Source organism: Candidatus Krumholzibacteriota bacterium (assembly GCA_034520215.1).
GTDB lineage: Bacteria > Krumholzibacteriota > Krumholzibacteriia > Krumholzibacteriales > WJIX01 > JAGHBT01.
Genome location: JAXHNR010000001.1, coordinates 1,544,837 through 1,561,681 on the forward strand (window position 1 = coordinate 1,544,837; position 16,845 = coordinate 1,561,681).

The following is a 16,845-nucleotide window of genomic DNA, read 5'->3' on the forward strand; positions in this document are numbered from 1 at the left end:
TAAACTAAACACATTATTTTCTTAATATCGCGGACATCATAGAGAAAATCTGTCTGTCTGTCCGGTTGCGCTTTGGCGCCGCTCCCGAAGGGCAGGCGGCAGCGCAGGCTCCGCAACCCTCACAAAGCACTTCTCTAACAGTTACAACACCTCTTTCTTCATCGAGCTCTCTCGCGTCATAGGGACATACGTTGACACAAATCCCGCATCCGCTGCAAAGTTCTTCTTTAACGGAAACAATCGCCGGGTCGTGCTGAAGCTTCTCTTTGGCAAATAAACTGCCGACCTTGGCCGCCGCGGCTGAAGACTGAGCTACAGTGTCTGGAATATCCTTGGGACCGTGAGCGCACCCCGCGAGGTAAAATCCGGCGTTGATACTCTCGACAGGTTTCAGCTTGGGATGAGCCTCAGCGAGCCAGCCGTCGGCATCCGCTGATATATTCAGTTTTCTGAGAAGCTCCCCCGAACCCTCTTTCTTTTCCATTGCCATTGCCACAACAACCATATCCGCTTCCATTTCGACTTTCTTTCCCGTCAGCGTGTCGACTCCGTGTATAATGATCTTATCCCCCTCTTTATACACCTTGGAAACTTTACCGCGTAAATAAAGCGCTTCCTCCTCTTCAACCGTTCTATGGTAGAATTCCTCGAATCTCTTACCGCCGGTGCGAACATCGATATAAAAAACAGTAGCCTGGCCGTCGGGCACATGATGTTTGTACAGCATGGCGTGTTTTGCTGTATACATGCAGCATATCTTTGAGCAGTACGGTTTATGATTTTCAGGGTCTCTTGATCCGCAGCACTGTATAAAAACAATATTCTTAGGCACTTTTCCGTCAGACGGCCTCAGCACTTTGCCTCCTGTAGGGCCTGACGCTGAAAGTATCCTTTCGAACTCAAGACCGTTTATTACGTCCTCATACTTCTCCCCTCCGAACTCGCCCAGGGCCTTCATTGTGTAAAGGTCATACCCCGTACAGACAGCTATTGCGCCGACCTTCTCCTCTATAATCTCTTCTTTCTGATCGAAGTCTATGGCGTTAACTTCGCAGACATCTTTACAGGCGCTGCACCTGATCGGCCACAGGCCCAGGCAGCTGTCGATATCGAGTGTGTATGTTCCGGGAATAGCCTGAGGAAAAGGAAGATAAATTGCTTTCCTGTGAGAAAGGCCCATATTGAATTCGTCAGGTACAACCTCAGGGCAGACCTCCTCGCAGTCCCCGCACATAGTGCAGGCAACTTCATCCACATAGCGGGGTTTCTTCTTTATCTTTACCGTAAAGTTCCCCACATAACCCGATATAGATTCAACCTCGTGATAGGTCATCAGTTTAATATTCGGATGCCTTGATACTTCGACCATCTTAGGTGTCATTATACACTGTGAGCAGTCCAATGTCGGAAAAGTCTCCGAGAGTTGGATCATATGGCCGCCTATGGAGGGTTCCTTCTCCACCAGTAAGACTTCGTAGCCCTGGTCGGCAATATCAAGAGCTGTCTGAATACCGCTTATTCCAGCTCCTATAACCATTGTACGCCTTGTAACATCAACTTCTATAGGTGCAAGGTCTTCATTGTCTCGAACCTTTTCAACTGCAGATTTAACAATTCTGACAGCTTTCTCTGTTGCCTCTTCTCTGTCAGTGTGGACCCAGCTTACCTGCTCGCGGATATTCGCTATTTCAACCTGAAAAGGGCCTACTCCCGCGCGTTCTGCCGCTTTCTGAAATGTAACCTCGTGAAGTGTGGGAGAACAACAGGCAATAATAACTGAATCCAGCTTCTCCTCTACAGCTTTGTCGACTATAAGCTGCTGCCCCGGATCGGAACACATATATATATAATCAGTTGAGAAAACAACACCCGGGTAGTCTTCCAATTCTTTCGCGACACGCTCGACGTCGACCATCTTAGCGATATTGACTCCACAGTGGCAAACAAAAACGCCTATTCTTTTTTTCTTTCCATTCCTGGTCATTTTTTAACCTCGGATTCATCTATTCCAAGAGCGGTGCGGGGATTGCAATAATGCTGATCAAGTCCAAGAACCTCCTCGTCAACACCCAAAGCCCACGCCAGCAGCTGAGTGAAGAAGAGAACCGGAATTTCAGGCGAATCCGGGAAATTCTCTTTGATCCTATCCTGTCTGGTATCTAAATTATAGTAGCAGAGAGGACAACTTAAGGCTAACATGTCAGCGCCGCTGAGCTTAGCAGAGCGGAGAATATTATAAGAGGCTTCCGACGCCGCGTCGGGCATCGACAGCGACAGATACGACCCGCAGCATTCCTGCTTAAAAGGAAAATCTATAACTTCACAGCCGATATTCTCAAGAAATTCTTCGAATATAGAGGGATCTTCAGGCTCGTCGATTGCCATTTTCCCCTTTGGCCTGAGCAGGCGGCAGCCGTAATAAGGAACAACTTTTATACCGCTTAGGTCCCGCTTGATAAGAGACCGGATTTTCTCGTAGCCGACCCAGTCGCGAATAAATTCCAGCAGATGAAGGACATTTACATCTCCGTTGTACTGCTTGAAATCTGTCGTTTTTTCTCCGCTGTCCCGGTCGATAGAAATATCATCTTTCAGAAAGGCGTTTATCCTCTTGTGCTTGAGGGAATCTGACATAATAGCTTCATTTGCCCGCTTTAAGACATTGAAGCAGAAAGAACATACCGTAAAAACCTTGTCCCCGCCCTCTATCTTCACCTGCCGGAGAATCCGGATGGGAGCGGTAAGACCTATTATCTTTTCTTCGTTTAAGGGAAATTCAGCACCGCAGCAGGTCCAGTTTTTAGGTTCTATCAGCTCATAACCCAGTATTTCCATTGCCGCGTATGTAGACACGTCCAGATGTGTCGTCTTCTCTTTTAATGTGCATCCCGGATAGTAATGAAGTTTTCTTTTTTTGTCTGGCATATTATTTTATCTTTATTTACTGAATTTGCGGAATACCGAGACAAGCGCCTGTTGCGGAAGTTCATCCGCAAGTTCAGGAGGAACCTCCTCGGGTCCGAAATAATCCTTTCCTTTGGGTTCAATGAGATCACGCGCCGCTTCAGCTATACTCGCTATATTTATCCCCTTAGGGCAACGCGCCTGACAGGTAAAACATGATGCGCAGAGAAACAAAGCCTTCGAACCGAGTAGTTCCTCTTTTAGTCCCATTTGAACAAGCCGTATCAACTGATTCGGCAGAATATCCATTTCAAACGCAAAGGGACATCCCGCTGAACAACGGCCGCACTGATAACAACTGTATATATTTTCCCCGGATAATTCGCTGACTCGATCAACAAACTTCTTTTCGTTTTCATCGAATTTCAGTTTGATTCTCATCTCAAATCTCCACGGTTTTAAATCATGGATTTTAACATTATAAAAAAGCATTTATAAAGTCAACATTTATCGCCCGAGAAAAAAAATTCTTGTATAAATTACTAAATTTATTCTTTCTCTCTGTATTTCTTTATATTAAAAATGAAATTATATTATTGGAGTCAATTTATACTATGCGGAACCGGTAATTATTCGGAGTCTCGGGACTTAAAAGGTCACTCCACCTCTTCTGCTTCCTTAAAATTGTACCCTGTTCCTTCTATTATCCTCTCAAGTTCCTGTAAGTTAAAATCCCTCCCGGTGATGTAGGCAACTCCATTTTTATGATCGACTACGGCAGTATCGATATTCTCTGCTTCAAGAAGAGATCTCCTTACAGATTCGGAACAGTGGCGGCAAGTCATCCCCGTAACCTTTATCTTTAACTTATCCTTACCCTCCCGGGCGTCTTCATGCCTGTGATCTTTATGTTCAGACTTCCTCAGCACAGCGGCAAGAAGAACGGCAAGCAGAACCGCGGCGCTTACAGTTTTCACGGAACCCGGTATCATCCAGGGCATAGCGGCAGAAATGCCCGACGAGTCTGAAATAAACACTTGATCTAAGATAAATCCCGCAGCTATAGCGCTTACGGCAACTGTCGCGAGGTATATAAGAGCGGTTCTTCTGCCCATTATCTTCCAGACAGTAGAGATAGTCGCCGCATTAGTAGCAGGCCCGGTCATAAGAAAGACCAGCGCCGCTCCGGGAGAAACTCCTTTAGATATCAGTACTGCCGCGATAGGCACAGAAGCTGTCGCGCACACGTAAACCGGTATCCCCGCGGCCATCATAATCAGCATGGAAAGAATTCCTCCGCCCAGAACGGGTACGAAAAAGTCATCAGGTATAACTGCGGAAATCGCGCCCGCTATCAGAATACCTATTACCAACGCTTTATAAAGGTCCTCAGGCAGAACCCTGAATCCGTACCTTAGAGCCTGCATAAATCCCGATCTCTTTTCTCCGGCCCCGGTGCAGCATTCCTCGTGGCATACGGGACGGTTGATCTCGGCATCCATCTCCTTCTCTCCGAAAAGAAGAACTAACACTCCTCCCAAAAGACCGCTTATAAAAGAAACAACCGGCCTTACGACAGCGAAAACAGGACCCAGCAGGCTGAGGGTTACAAATATGCTGTCAGCACCCGTCTGAGGAGTGGAAATCAGAAATGAAGTCGTAGCTCCTGCGCTGGCTCCGTGCTTTCTCAAAGAAACCGACACCGGTATAACCCCGCACGAGCAGAGCGGCAAAGGTACTCCGAATATGGCTGCTTTAACTATCTGAAGCACACCCCTCCCTCCAAGGTGATTCTCAACAACCTCGGGCTTGACAAGAACGGAAAGCACTCCCGCTATGAAAAAACCGAAAAGAAGATATGGAGCCATCTCCCTGAGTGTTTCCCACGAAGCTGCCGCGAAAGATAACATATACTCAAGAATTGCCATAATGATTCAACCCCTTACTATTTACTATTCGGCAGTCCATACTTCAGGCTTAAAATGCTCTTTGCCGTAAAACTCGATCCTTGAAGGTTTAACCTTCACGATTGCATAGTCCGGATCTTCCGGACCTTGGAAGATTTCACTTAAGATAGGATTCCAGAAGGCCTTTTTCTCGTCATCATCGGTAGTAACCTCCGCTGTTCCCTCTATCTGAAGATAGTTGCTCCAGTCCTCGGGGTCGGTCACCCCGCAGACTAAATGCACTTCGGGATTATTCTTAATGTGCGATACCTTCCTGGCGCTAAGGAATGTTGAAAAACGGATAATCATATCATCAGACGATACTGCCATAACATACCTGACCCAGGGCGCCCCCGATTCTGTAACTGTCGCTAAACCGGCAAGATTAGGTTTACCGATTATATCAAGAATACGTTTCTTTAGGTCCGCCATCTTAAAACTCCTTTCAAAAAAATTTATTCTTCGTCAGCGGTTGTTCTTTAAGCTGTCAGGAGATTCAATACGCTTTATCAGCTGATCCAGAGCGTTCTGGAGCCGCTCTAAGGATTCGCCGGTTTCCCGGAAGCGTTTTTCACCCAGAAATTTTGTATAATTTTCAAAGGCGTCCTGAGCGTCCCTTATCAGAGAAGACCTGCTGACCACGCCTTCAACTTCATCCTCAACGGACAGACCGGCCTCCTTACCGGAAAGGAGTTTCTCGAGAGCTTTTTCAAAAGTCTCCGCGTAACTTAAATTGTCGTTGTGCATAACCGCTACCAGGCGCAGTTCCGGATACGCGGCCGTTTCAGCTTGTAGATAAATAGGTTCCACATATAAAATAGTCTCTGCGAGCGGAATGACCAGCACATTACCCCTTATCACATTCGAACCGCGCTGATCCCAGAGGCTGAGCTGTCCTGAAAGGAAGCGGTCCTGATCAATCTTGGTTTCCACCTGCTGAGTCCCCAGAACCCGTTTATCCTTGGGGAACTGATAGGCGAGAAACCGCCCGTAATCCTCGCCGTCGCACATACCCGCTATCCAGCCGATCAGAACCTGCCTGTTTTTTGGAGTAAAGGGCATCATCAGAACAAATTCCTGCTCATCGCTTCCGGGAGCTTCCCACATTATATAATAGGGTTCAACCGGCTGAACCTTTCCGTAATAGTTCTCTGTGGCGCGAACCCACAGATCCTCCTGATTATAGAATACAGTGGGATCGTCCATATGATACTGAGAATAGACCAGCCCCTGAACAAGAAGCATATCAGCCGGATAGCGAACGTGCTTAAGCAGCGGCGCCGGCATATCAGCTTTATCATCGAACATATCCGGGAATATACTTCTGTATACCCGGATAATAGGATCATCCTCCTCGAATACGTAGAAGCTCACCTTTCCGGAATAAGCGTTTACCACCGCCTTTACAGAATTACGGATATAATTTACACCGTTGAAACTTCGGCTCTGTGATGCCCGTAATGGCTCACTATAGGGGTATTTGCTGCTGACCGTATATCCGTCCACAATCCAGTAGAGCTCCCCTTTCGCGATAACGATATAGGGGTCAGCGTCAAAATGTATAAAAGGCGCGATTGTTTTCAGCCTGTCTCTTATCTGCCGGTGAAACATCAGACGGCTGCCGGTATCGGTATAGCTGGAAAAGAAGAACCGTGTTCCATCGAATTTGTAACCGTATATAAATTTGCGCCATATACTTGAGACGGGAACACCGCCGGAACCTTTATAGCGGACATAACGGTTCTGGTCCCCGCTCGGGTAATCGAACTCCTCGGTTTTAGAATTCACAACCACGGGTGTCGTGGTCAACTCGCCGTAGTAGATCTCAGGGCGGTTCATCTCCAGGACAGGATCCTCAACCTTAGGCGGAATGTCCTTTACCAGGAGATGCGGCAGCCCCTGCGGAGTAAATTCACTGACATTAGTCAGTGTCACACCATATCCGTGAGTGTATTTAAACCGTCTGTTTACGAAAGTCTGGCTCTTCGCCGGAAGATTGTCAATTTCCATCTCTCTTGCTGAAACCATAACCTGGCGGTAGCCGGAGGAGAGTTGATAACGGTCGATATCCACGTCGGTAAACTCATAATACAGACGAATTTCCTGAAACTGCTTATATACCGCGTCCAGCGCCCTGTAGTCCCAGAGACGCACGTTCTTGAAGACTTCCCGGTTCTGTTCAACCATGGAGCGGTTGAATTCTTCTGATACCGGAAATTCTTTCTCCTCTACTTTATTGAGATTAAATCCTCTGCGTGTAAAACAGATATTGTGCTCAATATAGGGAGTTTCGAGAGTAATTTCGTTGGGCTCAACGCGAACCCACTGCACAAGAGACGGAATAATACTGAGCCCGAGGAGCCAGATCAGAAAGACCCATACAAAGTGAATTCCTATGTGCTGCAGCGGCTCAGGTATATTCAGCAATCTTCTTGAAAGAAAGGACGGGGTCAACTTCCTGCGCGCCGCCGGAATGAGAAGGGAAATTCCTAAAAGAAGTGTGGCAACAATTATAATCCAGTACATCGGAAGGCGGATATGCGTATCTGTCCATCCCGGGCCGAGGACAACCCCCCACCCGGAGTAAAGCAGATGAAAGCGGCTCAAGTACTTTCCAAAAGCCATCACTATAATCAGAAAAGCTGAACCTATGTAAAGGGAACGGTAAGAAAGCCCTCCCGGATCAGATGATTTAAACTGTATATCATTACCCTGAAGCTTTACGAACAGAGTTGCTGTCATAATAATCAGGCCGGTTATCAGCACCCACAAGACGAGGTGATATAAAGAATCTATAAAGGGCAGAGTGAATAAATAAAACCCTTCACTCATACCGAGAACAGGATCTTTAATGTCTCCCGGCATCCGGTGAACAAAGCGGAGCCATTCGAGCCAGTTAGAGGCGCCCCAGATTAATCCTATAACGAGACCCAGGACGACCGCAGTCCGTCGGCTCGAGCGTTTCTCCGCGGGGATAGAAAGTGTAAGAAGGTACATTATCACGGCGCCCGCAAGACCGGACAGGACCGATAGAATCACCTTTGTCCCGAGCATCTTCCAGAAACGGGAGAGAAATCCCGCCGACTGAAACCACAGCGCCTCACCCCACAGGCTTAGAACATTGAAGAAAAGAAAAGTAAACAGAGCCAGCCCCAGACCAAAGTAGATGGAGCCGGAGCGCCTCCGCCTTATACCACGGTAGATGCTGTAGGCGGCTCCCGCGATTAGTATAAGTATTAAGATATTATACATTTCAACCTCCCTGGATATTCAAGGTCCAGTTACTATTCTGTGGTTTCACTAAGCCACAAAGATTTACGGACAAAATTCCCTTGGGTCATAAGCATGAAAACAATAAAGTTTCTTTACTCTTACCTTTGTATTCTGTCACGATAAAATATTTTTTGTCAAGATGATTATAGTTGGAGTTTCCCCATTTTTCTAAGGGGAAATGAGGTTTGTCTGGAATTTCCTGTTTTTTATCACCTGGCCTTCCCCAAGTATTTAATACAGAGCAATAATCCTATTGTTTGTTTTTTTAAATTTTTCCAACGCAACCTGCCTGCCGCACCCCTTGCCAGAGGAGTCCAGATACGATAGTTAGACCATTCTTCAAGGTCCCAAACTATTCTTAAATATCTTCCCTTTCGATGATCGACATTATTTCTTGAGCTACGTATACCCGGTTTCTTTTTCTACCAGTAACCTCTTTGAGTATCCCTGCAGAAACAAGTTTCTCAATATTATTTTGTGTAGAACGAGGTGTAATGGACAACCTTTCAGAAGTGACTTTATTAGTTAAAACAGGGTACATAAATAACTGATCAACTAAATCAAGCAACAATGCAGATGCTCTAGCTTCCTGGACTCGAGCCCTGTAACTTCTCCAGAGAGCAAGAAGTTGGTCAGACCTCATGATTGCATCCTTTGATTGGTCAGCTGTTGCTTCAAGAAAGAAGCCGATCCACTGGTTCCAATCTCCTTTACGGCTCACATCAAGAAGATATTGGTAATATTCACGACGGTGTTTCTCAAAGAAAGCGCTCAAATACAACAAAGGCTGGGACAACAAACCTTCTGAATATAATAACAATGTTATCAGTAGGCGCCCTATCCTGCCATTGCCGTCCAGGAAAGGATGGATGGCTTCAAATTGATAATGGATAACCGACAATCTAACCAGAGGGGGAAGAATCGACTGTTCATGAAGATATTTTTCAAATAGATCAAGAGCTCTTTTCATCTCCGCTACAGGAGGCGGAACATAACTGGCTTCCACTAAAGTACATCCTGGTGGTCCTATCCAGTTCTGCGACCGTCGAAATTGCCCTGGGGTCTTATTCCTCCCTCTCACACCACGCATCAGTCTTTCATGCAACTCTTTAATCAACCTTATTGATACAGGAATCTCTTCAAGACGCTTTAATCCATATTCTAGCGCACCCACATAATTTGCTACCTCTCTAACATCAGGCTGTTCTTTTTCCTTTAAACTGGCAGCTTCGAAAAATAGCAAATCAGATAATGATGCTTGTGTGCCTTCGATTCTGCTTGAAAGTACCGCCTCTCGCCTCAAAAATGGTCCAATTAAAAGATGCGGATTCGGAAGTGTCCTGCCGATTCCAGCCAATTCGCTCAGAGAGCGATCTGCTTCGGATAATTTATTAACAAGATCCATTCGTGTTGAGATTTGGGGCTCCAAAGGTGGTGGGGAATATGCAAAATAATCTTTCTGCGTTTTAACTAAATGCTTACGTTGCTCTTTAGTAAAATCATCTCGGTTCATTATTATACTCTACTTCGGTTAACAAGCGATCTATTATACTTATTGCCGTTATAGTATAACAAGGGGGCTATTTTGTCAATACCTATATATTTCTCCAAAATTGGTTTAACGTTACTCCTCAGGCGCGGGCTTTAGCTCGTCGTCTGCAGGAGATTGTTCGGTTCCTCCGTTCTTCGTTCTGATGCCCCATTGAAATGTCTGCGGGCGTCGTCCCGGTTTGACCCACAGGACAGCACCGCGCTTCAGTTTGAACTCATACTCCCACGGCTTGACATCCTTTGGCCTTGGCAAGATGTCTGCCGGGAGATAGGGCTGGATGGCAGGATGTTCCACCCAATGAGATTCGGTTCGCTGAAAGCGTGTCCAACCGAGACCGATATCGCAAAGCTGCCAGAGGGTTCCATCCTGCATCTCGAACACGAGTGGTTTCCTTCCCTGTGGCAGTTCAAACTCCCAGACTCGAACGAGGCATTGTTTTCCCTTCAGCTTCTTCTCGATCTCCTTGGCAGTATCCTTCCCCGGAAGGGGGGCTTCGTCTTGATCCGATAGGACACGGGCGAGGCTCTCTTGAAGGATCTCGTCGGTAAGCCCAAGTTCAGCGTGGCGTGCTTGGAACCATGCGGACGTGTCCTCGTCCAGATGGTTGAACATCTGTGTGTAGCCGTCGAGTTCGGTAATGAGGCCCTCAATCTGATCCGCACGGAACATGAGGTGTGCTCGGTCGAACCAGAAGTGGTGAGATAGGAAGTTCCTCTGCTCTCGCACCTCCTCCAATCTGGGGAAAAACTCCTCTGGAAGTTTGCCCGCCAATGCGGTGATTACTTCGCCAAGTGTCAGGGAAAATGCATGGGCGAGGCATTCTTCGACGCGAGGTCGCGTGATCAGATCTCTACGCGGGAGATCGGACATTGCGAGAATGATGCTCAAGCCGCGATGGAGGACTTCGCTGTGGTAGTAGGCGAGGCCAAAGCGTGCGTACATTTCACGCACGAGTTCATCGGTTGGCTCATTGGGAACGACCATCACTGTGTTGTCTCCTCATGCACCGAACGGGCTGCGGATCAGCGGCGGGAGAGGCGGCGAGCTTGCTCGCAAGGCCTACCGACCGCTGCATGCGCATGATGGCCGGCGCGCAGCGACGGACAGAATGCGGATGGAAATCCGCAGCCCGATGGCGCGGCGCTGAGCGCCTCCAGCTATCAAAATCTCATTTAGATATTCATCATTCATAAATTCCTAACTCGCGAAGCGTCCGCCCCAACGATTGAACTCACTGGTTTTTATGTAGCGCAGCGGAGTAAAAATCCAGTGCAGTGATTTGTTATGTGTTTTATTACTATTCAGATTTATTCAAAATTTTTAATATTGGGGCCTCTGAATTACCTTTAGGTATTATAAGTCTATCATTTCCTTTAATAACAACTCTATCTAAATCATTTTCGCCAATTTCCCAAGCCTCTTTTATTATCAAAGTTGTCTTTAGTATACTACTGTCGAAGAACGGTTTGATTTCATTGCCACTATGAGAAAGTTTTGCAGGATACAGCTTATATTTCTTCATAGTATTAAAAAGCCCTATCAAATTATTCAAGTTTTCAGGGCTATTTGGATTCATTTCATGAATTCTTGATGCTACAGCAAAAAAATTCTGGTTTGATTGAAGTAAATTATTGGTTTCTATGTTTGCACTTATATGAACTCGATACCAATAGGGGTTACTCTCATCAACTCCTTTAATTATTGTAATTCTAATCAAATCTAATTTATCTTCTCTGCCGAACTTATTAATCCATTTGTCAAATATTTTTCGACCTGCATCAGCATTTTCGTAAGTTAGAATTATTCCTAACCCTTCCTGTGGACGCAACAAAAATCCAAATCCATTCCATTTGGCTTTATCCCACAAAGGCACATCAATAACGGAATGTATCTTTATTTCGTCATGCCTGGCCTTATCAATATCCTTTTTATGAAAGTCTTTTTCCACCTTTTTAATATCGTAATTGTAGGAAATAGGAACTTTCCGTTTAAAGATATATTCCTTTGGTTTTACATATTTTTTCCACTCATAAAATAATAATTTGGGCGCCTCTCCCAATAAATTTATGATAAAATTTCTATGCTCAATAATTAAAGATAAACGTTCGTGGATTTCTTCCTTTTTAAATAAATTTGATACAAAATGTTCAATGTCTTTTGCTATAAAATGTTTTACAAGAATATCAGTGATTATTTTCAAAATTGAATCCCAAATAAGACTTCTATTCTCCATTTTAATATTAAAACTGTTTACAGATATATTATATTCATCATCCAATTCATTATACTCATATTCTAGGCCATTAATTTCTTTAACGCTTCTAAGATTGATAGTGACATTCTCGGTATATGACATAAGTTCGTTCATTGAAGTAGCAAAGAAACCTTCTAAGAAAGCAAGTAATGTTTCAGCCGCTAATAATATTTCTATATCTTTTGAAAATTTGATCAGAAAATTGCACCCAAGAATGTTTGAAGACAAATGAAGTTCATCTTCTGACATAAAAATAGTTTGGTGTAACATTTGCTCAACAAATGGTTGATTTGCAATTATTTTAAAAAATCGATCCAAGTCTTGCTCATTATTTATATCATCATAATCATCTATTATTTTATCTATATGACCTAATTTATACAAAACTGTATTATACGATGAATACAACTCTAATTTTTCCAATAAATCTGGCAGATACTGAAGCTCTTCTATATGTGCCGTGTCTGTGTGTAGAATTCTTGTTGAAAGACAACCATCAATCAATGCATCAAAAGGAATATCCTCTTTATTTTCACTCTCGATATTTCTTGCACGATTCAATATAGAAAGTGTTTCATACCAAGTGAATAATGAAGGTAATCTCCCTATGAAAAGTTCATTCTTAATAATTTCTTCGAGGCTTTGATAGATTCTCTTGTTTAGATTTCCACTTTCAGATATAGATCTAAATGAAAGAGCGCAGACAGAGATGTAGCAATTATTCGAGGCCCAGATTAACCCTAATTCTCTGTAAGCCATACCTAATCCGAGCAAAACAAGACACATTCCATCTTTTGATTCTTCTTTTGCAAGCTTCATTACTGCTTTGCCAAAATAGACAATACTTTCCTTGTAGTACTTTGCATTTAATTTTTGAACGCCTCTCCTAACAAATATCTCACCGGATGCTAATTCAGAATATCTCTTTTCTGATAGCTCTGCCAGATTGTCGATCAACTTATCATATTCTGTATCGTCTGGGAAAATGCCACCAAATTCTTCAATGATTTGCTTAGTACTTTCGAAAGGATAATCTATAAATGATCTACTTTGCAGTAGAATATCTGAGAGTGTTCTGAAATAATCGGTAGGATTTTCTCTTTTATGAATGCAATGTGTTAATTCCAGTAATGTTTTATAAGTTTTAGCCGTTAATGCGGAATTTGGTTTTTGATCATAATTTTCAAATTCTGATAAGATATTTATTATTTCGACCCTCTCGTATTCAATATTAATTTCATAATCGGTCAGAGTACAAATTGCATTCAAAGATAGAGCATTTAATAGGTTAAAAAGATTGAAATATAGTTCAACATTAGAGATATCGGGATTTTTCGATACATATTTTTTTAGACTTTTGAAGTCTTCGACAAAAAGAGGGTAGTCATCATACCAATTCAAATATGTCCAAGCTCTTTGATAGTATATCCTTATCCATTGCTTGGGATTGTTAACCTTCTTACAAAAACGAAAAGCTCTGTCAAACTTTCCTTCAACCTCATCTCGCGGCTTTTCCAGCATTCTTGATAATATTGCCGTTTCAAGTGCATCTTCTACTAATTGAAAGTCATACTCAAAATATCTATCTGGGTTTGTTATATTCTGTTCAAGTTTTTCAAGTTCTTCCAATCTAAAGGAATCGTTTGCTCCGAGTTGTTTTTCTTTGCTTTTGTAGGTATTTGAAAGATTTAAAGAATCGACAGCAACATCAGTAATGTCGTTATTGTAAATATGTTCTAAAATCCACTCCCCATCAATTATAACGACTTCAATATCAAATTTTTTTCCAAACTCATCTTGGGCATCTTTTTTCTTTTTACTTGAAACCAATTGATTAGTCATAAAATATACACGAGTATAGTCTCGTTTAGTTTCAACTATTTTTTTTATGTCTCCTTTAGCTTTTCCTTTCCATGCTTTTTTAGCACTGATTGCAAAACCCCATTTTTCATCTTTATTCCATCCATTTTCTGGTACAAACCATCTGTCAGAAATTAGTGGTGAAACGGGATAAGTTTCAGAATCTGTTTTGCCATCACCACCACCCGTCGGACCAACCTGCGGAACCAAATTAGGAGTTATGAATTTTTCTGCGAGCCTTCTACATAATGTCTCAAACTCATCTTGTTTCTGATTTGTTGATATTTTACTTAATTCGTATGCTAAAACTTCTCTGGGTAATACGGCTTCATCAATAATTTTAGAGTCTGAAAAATACTCAGGTCTCCTCATTTTATAGAATTCAGATAGTTTCACTTATTACCTCGATTTTCCACACATAACTACTATATATATTGTTTCTTCATAATAAACTTTTATCTTCCAAACTGTCTATATATACCTCGGAGTTATTTCCTTATTCCCACCGTAACAGTCTATTCAGCCAAAACTTACAATATTATTCCTTTTCAATTAAAGGTGATATGAAGTTTATCGATAATACCTTGTCTCCTTTTATGCCTCTGCTACAGTGTATCCACAGGACTACGGACACCCTTGCCCCCTCGATTCAATACATGGGTGTAGATCATCGTCGTTCTAACATCTTTGTGTCCTAATAATTCCTGAACCGTCCGGATGTCATACCCGGACTCTAGCAGGTGTGTGGCAAATGAATGACGCAGGGTGTGGCAGGTAGCATGCTTATTTATCCCTGATTTTAGCGATGCTTCACGTACTTCCTTCTGGATGAGGGATTCGTGCTTATGATGGCGCCCCTGTTCACCGGTGCGTGGATCTGTCCATCTATGCTCCTGGGGAAATACAAACTGCCATTTCCACTCAGTTGCCGCATTAGCGTACTTTTTTCCAAGAGCATAAGGCATGGCTACTCGCCCGTATCCCTCAGCAATATCACGCTGGTGGATACGGCGCACTTGCTCCAGATGTCTTTGAATATCTAGAAAAGCAATAACCCCTGCTATGGTTGTGGTAAAACACACCCATGGAGAAGGGGTAAGATTTCATCCTCATCTCCACACCCTGCCCGCAGCAGGCGGCTGGGATGAAGAGAGAGCCTGGCGCCCCCTGCCCTCCTGCAACCATAGCGTGCTTCGTGAACTTTTCCAGATAGAGGTCTTCCGCTTCCTGAGAGAGCGGGAACTCCTGAGCAGGGAACGTATGGAAATGATCCTCTCGCCAAAGCCATTCGGGGTTTAATGTTCATATCTCAGAAGCGATCCAGGCAGGTGACAAAGAGGCACTCACCCGGGTTGCCAGATATATGATGAGGAGCCCCGTAGTAATCTCACGACTAATCTATCACAGAGAAGCACAGAAGGTGAGGATTAAAAAGCGTAATACCGCTGGCAGTGATGAGATCGTCCTGGATGTACTTTATTTTATCGCCAGGCTTTCGGCCGCAAATCCCGGATCCCCATGAGAGGATTGTCTTATACTACGGCCCATACTCGAACGCCTTCGGCAGGCGCAGGGTGTTGGGAAGTAAAGAAGAGCTGACACCGCCGGCAAAAGGCTTCTCGAGATCAGGTGAGAGTGAATACAGCAAGTCAAGACAGTTGCGCTGGGCTAAGCTGATAGCTAAAGTCTGGAAAAAGGACCCCCTTCTCTGCAAAAAATGCTGAGGGGAAAATGAGGATTATTTCATTTATCACCGATCCGGCGGTAATTGATAAGATCCTGCGGACGCTTTGGCTGGAATTATTGCGATCAACCTCCTCCCCGTTATCATCCTCCATCCCAGCTCTGCAGTTCGCCGCTCTGCTGAAACCGTGCAGTTCAGTGTAAAACGTGTTATTTCCTGAGAGGAATCAGGCTAAATATATTCTGATTCGGCCTTATCCCCCCCAAACTACAGCAAATTCTGCTTTAAGAACCCGGAGCACGGCCAAATTAAACCTCTCATATTATGAATAATTTTTTCCGTATCCCCTTAAAAAACATGCCCCAGCGTAGAAAACGGCTGTCACAATGCATGTGACAGCCGTTTAGTATCGATCTCATATATCTGCAGTCAGTTACAATCGACCGGCTGCAATTCACAGCTAACTATCGATTCAGCCCATACAATCCCTGAATGATTTCCCGGGGAGTCACATTAGGGGCAGCATCATCCTCTTTACCGACCGATTTGACCTTTGCGGTTACGGTTGGATCTACGTATACTCTTGTATAGTCATAACCCGAATGGCTGTAGAGATAACCATTAGTTAATTCCCCCGTCCAGTTGCCATTGTAATTAGCCGGGTCGGGGCCGCACGTCGATAAAACGTAAACATAAAAGTAGTCTACGTTCTCGCCGGTGAATTCCGCCGGTACCGTATAGGTGGTATCTCTGGTGTATGTGTTATTATATTCCCACGACCCTGTGTATAGTTCTGTTCTAATAGCGTAATATTCAGCATTCTCAACCTTATTCCAGACAACTTTAACCGTCGCCGATGTATCCACTGTTGTTCCGCTTGCCGGCGTTATTATTTCAGGTTCGTCATCATCATAATCCAGTATCTTGATATTACATGAACTGCTGAGCCCGCTTCCATACATCGAAACGCGCACACTGTCGCCTGACTCGTAATCCGAAGGATCTTTACCTTCGTAGTAATATGCGTACCAGTACGGGTCAGCATAAGACCACCAATAGCTTTCATCCACATCGACCAGAGCCGTGTCAACCTTAATGGAGTCAATATCCGGATACCCTCCGCCTTGAACATGCATGTAAACGCCAAAATACAAACCATTCCCGGAATAAGTGTAAATCTCACCATTTGTAAATGTAGCCGGCCCAGATGTCGGCCCCGCGACTTCATCATCATCGCCGCAGCCGACGATAAACAGCGCCGCCATTACTACTAAAACCAAAAAAACTAACCGATTTTTAAGCATAACAACCCCTTCCCTTATCTAAGGTTCAATCTTCCAAGAACTCCTGATTATTTTATTTTTTTTCTATG

General features: G+C 44.0%; 12 protein-coding genes and 1 pseudogene. 2 read left to right on the forward strand and 11 right to left on the reverse strand.

Annotated elements, in window-relative coordinates; genetic code table 11:
* Window positions 1–13 precede the first annotated feature (13 nt).
* The 10 genes and pseudogenes from U5O15_06555 to U5O15_06600 all read right to left on the reverse strand — a co-directional run bounded on the left by U5O15_06555 (window position 14) and on the right by U5O15_06600 (window position 14,826).
* Window positions 14–1,984, reverse strand: coding sequence for a CoB--CoM heterodisulfide reductase iron-sulfur subunit A family protein (locus tag U5O15_06555; protein ID MDZ7860314.1), 1,971 nt, complete (start codon window positions 1,982–1,984; stop codon window positions 14–16).
* Window positions 1,981–2,925, reverse strand: coding sequence for a CoB--CoM heterodisulfide reductase iron-sulfur subunit B family protein (locus U5O15_06560; protein ID MDZ7860315.1), 945 nt, complete (start codon window positions 2,923–2,925; stop codon window positions 1,981–1,983). The genes U5O15_06555 and U5O15_06560 overlap by 4 nt, the downstream gene beginning before the upstream one ends.
* A gap of 12 nt (window positions 2,926–2,937) precedes the next feature.
* The gene (locus U5O15_06565; GenBank protein ID MDZ7860316.1) at window positions 2,938–3,345 is read right to left on the reverse strand and encodes a 4Fe-4S dicluster domain-containing protein; all 408 of its coding nucleotides are present in this window, start codon (window positions 3,343–3,345) and stop codon (window positions 2,938–2,940) included.
* Between the two features lie 215 nt (window positions 3,346–3,560).
* On the reverse strand, window positions 3,561–4,832 hold the full coding sequence (locus U5O15_06570) for an SO_0444 family Cu/Zn efflux transporter (GenBank protein ID MDZ7860317.1): 1,272 nt from the start codon (window positions 4,830–4,832) through the stop codon (window positions 3,561–3,563).
* A 24-nt stretch (window positions 4,833–4,856) separates the two neighbouring features.
* Entirely contained in the window at window positions 4,857–5,282 is a 426-nt protein-coding gene (locus tag U5O15_06575) for a pyridoxamine 5'-phosphate oxidase family protein (GenBank protein ID MDZ7860318.1), read from the reverse strand.
* A gap of 33 nt (window positions 5,283–5,315) precedes the next feature.
* Window positions 5,316–8,102: a UPF0182 family protein gene (locus U5O15_06580; protein ID MDZ7860319.1), complete on the reverse strand. Its 2,787-nt coding sequence runs from the start codon at window positions 8,100–8,102 to the stop codon at window positions 5,316–5,318.
* Between the two features lie 379 nt (window positions 8,103–8,481).
* A complete protein-coding gene (locus U5O15_06585) occupies window positions 8,482–9,636 on the reverse strand; it encodes a Fic family protein (GenBank protein ID MDZ7860320.1) in 1,155 nt (384 codons plus the stop codon).
* A gap of 111 nt (window positions 9,637–9,747) precedes the next feature.
* Window positions 9,748–10,662, reverse strand: a complete 915-nt coding sequence (locus U5O15_06590) for a hypothetical protein (protein MDZ7860321.1) — start codon at window positions 10,660–10,662, stop codon at window positions 9,748–9,750.
* Between the two features lie 310 nt (window positions 10,663–10,972).
* On the reverse strand, window positions 10,973–14,185 hold the full coding sequence (locus tag U5O15_06595; protein MDZ7860322.1) for a hypothetical protein: 3,213 nt from the start codon (window positions 14,183–14,185) through the stop codon (window positions 10,973–10,975).
* 209 nt (window positions 14,186–14,394) lie between these two features.
* A pseudogene (locus tag U5O15_06600) lies at window positions 14,395–14,826 on the reverse strand (tyrosine-type recombinase/integrase).
* 25 nt (window positions 14,827–14,851) lie between these two features.
* Here U5O15_06600 and U5O15_06605 point away from each other — a divergent pair.
* On the forward strand, window positions 14,852–15,088 hold the full coding sequence (locus U5O15_06605) for a transposase (protein ID MDZ7860323.1): 237 nt from the start codon (window positions 14,852–14,854) through the stop codon (window positions 15,086–15,088).
* Window positions 15,089–15,366: 278 nt separating this feature from the next.
* Window positions 15,367–15,513 carry a hypothetical protein gene (locus U5O15_06610; protein MDZ7860324.1) on the forward strand — a complete coding sequence of 49 codons (147 nt, stop codon included), beginning with the start codon at window positions 15,367–15,369 and terminating at the stop codon, window positions 15,511–15,513.
* Window positions 15,514–15,937: 424 nt separating this feature from the next.
* Here the strand turns inward: U5O15_06610 and U5O15_06615 are convergent, their stop codons facing one another.
* On the reverse strand, window positions 15,938–16,777 hold the full coding sequence (locus tag U5O15_06615; protein MDZ7860325.1) for a hypothetical protein: 840 nt from the start codon (window positions 16,775–16,777) through the stop codon (window positions 15,938–15,940).
* Window positions 16,778–16,845 lie beyond the last annotated feature (68 nt).

Bases quoted from the DNA above. Each gene is read 5' to 3' on its own strand.
- U5O15_06555 (MDZ7860314.1), bottom strand. From the start codon at position 1,984: ATGACCAGGAATGGAAAGAAAAAAAGAATAGGCGTTTTTGTTTGCCAC.
- U5O15_06560 (MDZ7860315.1), bottom strand. From the start codon at position 2,925: ATGCCAGACAAAAAAAGAAAACTTCATTACTATCCGGGATGCACATTA.
- U5O15_06565 (MDZ7860316.1), bottom strand. From the start codon at position 3,345: ATGAGAATCAAACTGAAATTCGATGAAAACGAAAAGAAGTTTGTTGAT.
- U5O15_06570 (MDZ7860317.1), bottom strand. From the start codon at position 4,832: ATGGCAATTCTTGAGTATATGTTATCTTTCGCGGCAGCTTCGTGGGAA.
- U5O15_06575 (MDZ7860318.1), bottom strand. From the start codon at position 5,282: ATGGCGGACCTAAAGAAACGTATTCTTGATATAATCGGTAAACCTAAT.
- U5O15_06580 (MDZ7860319.1), bottom strand. From the start codon at position 8,102: ATGTATAATATCTTAATACTTATACTAATCGCGGGAGCCGCCTACAGC.
- U5O15_06585 (MDZ7860320.1), bottom strand. From the start codon at position 9,636: ATGAACCGAGATGATTTTACTAAAGAGCAACGTAAGCATTTAGTTAAA.
- U5O15_06605 (MDZ7860323.1), top strand. From the start codon at position 14,852: ATGGTTGTGGTAAAACACACCCATGGAGAAGGGGTAAGATTTCATCCT.
- U5O15_06615 (MDZ7860325.1), bottom strand. From the start codon at position 16,777: ATGCTTAAAAATCGGTTAGTTTTTTTGGTTTTAGTAGTAATGGCGGCG.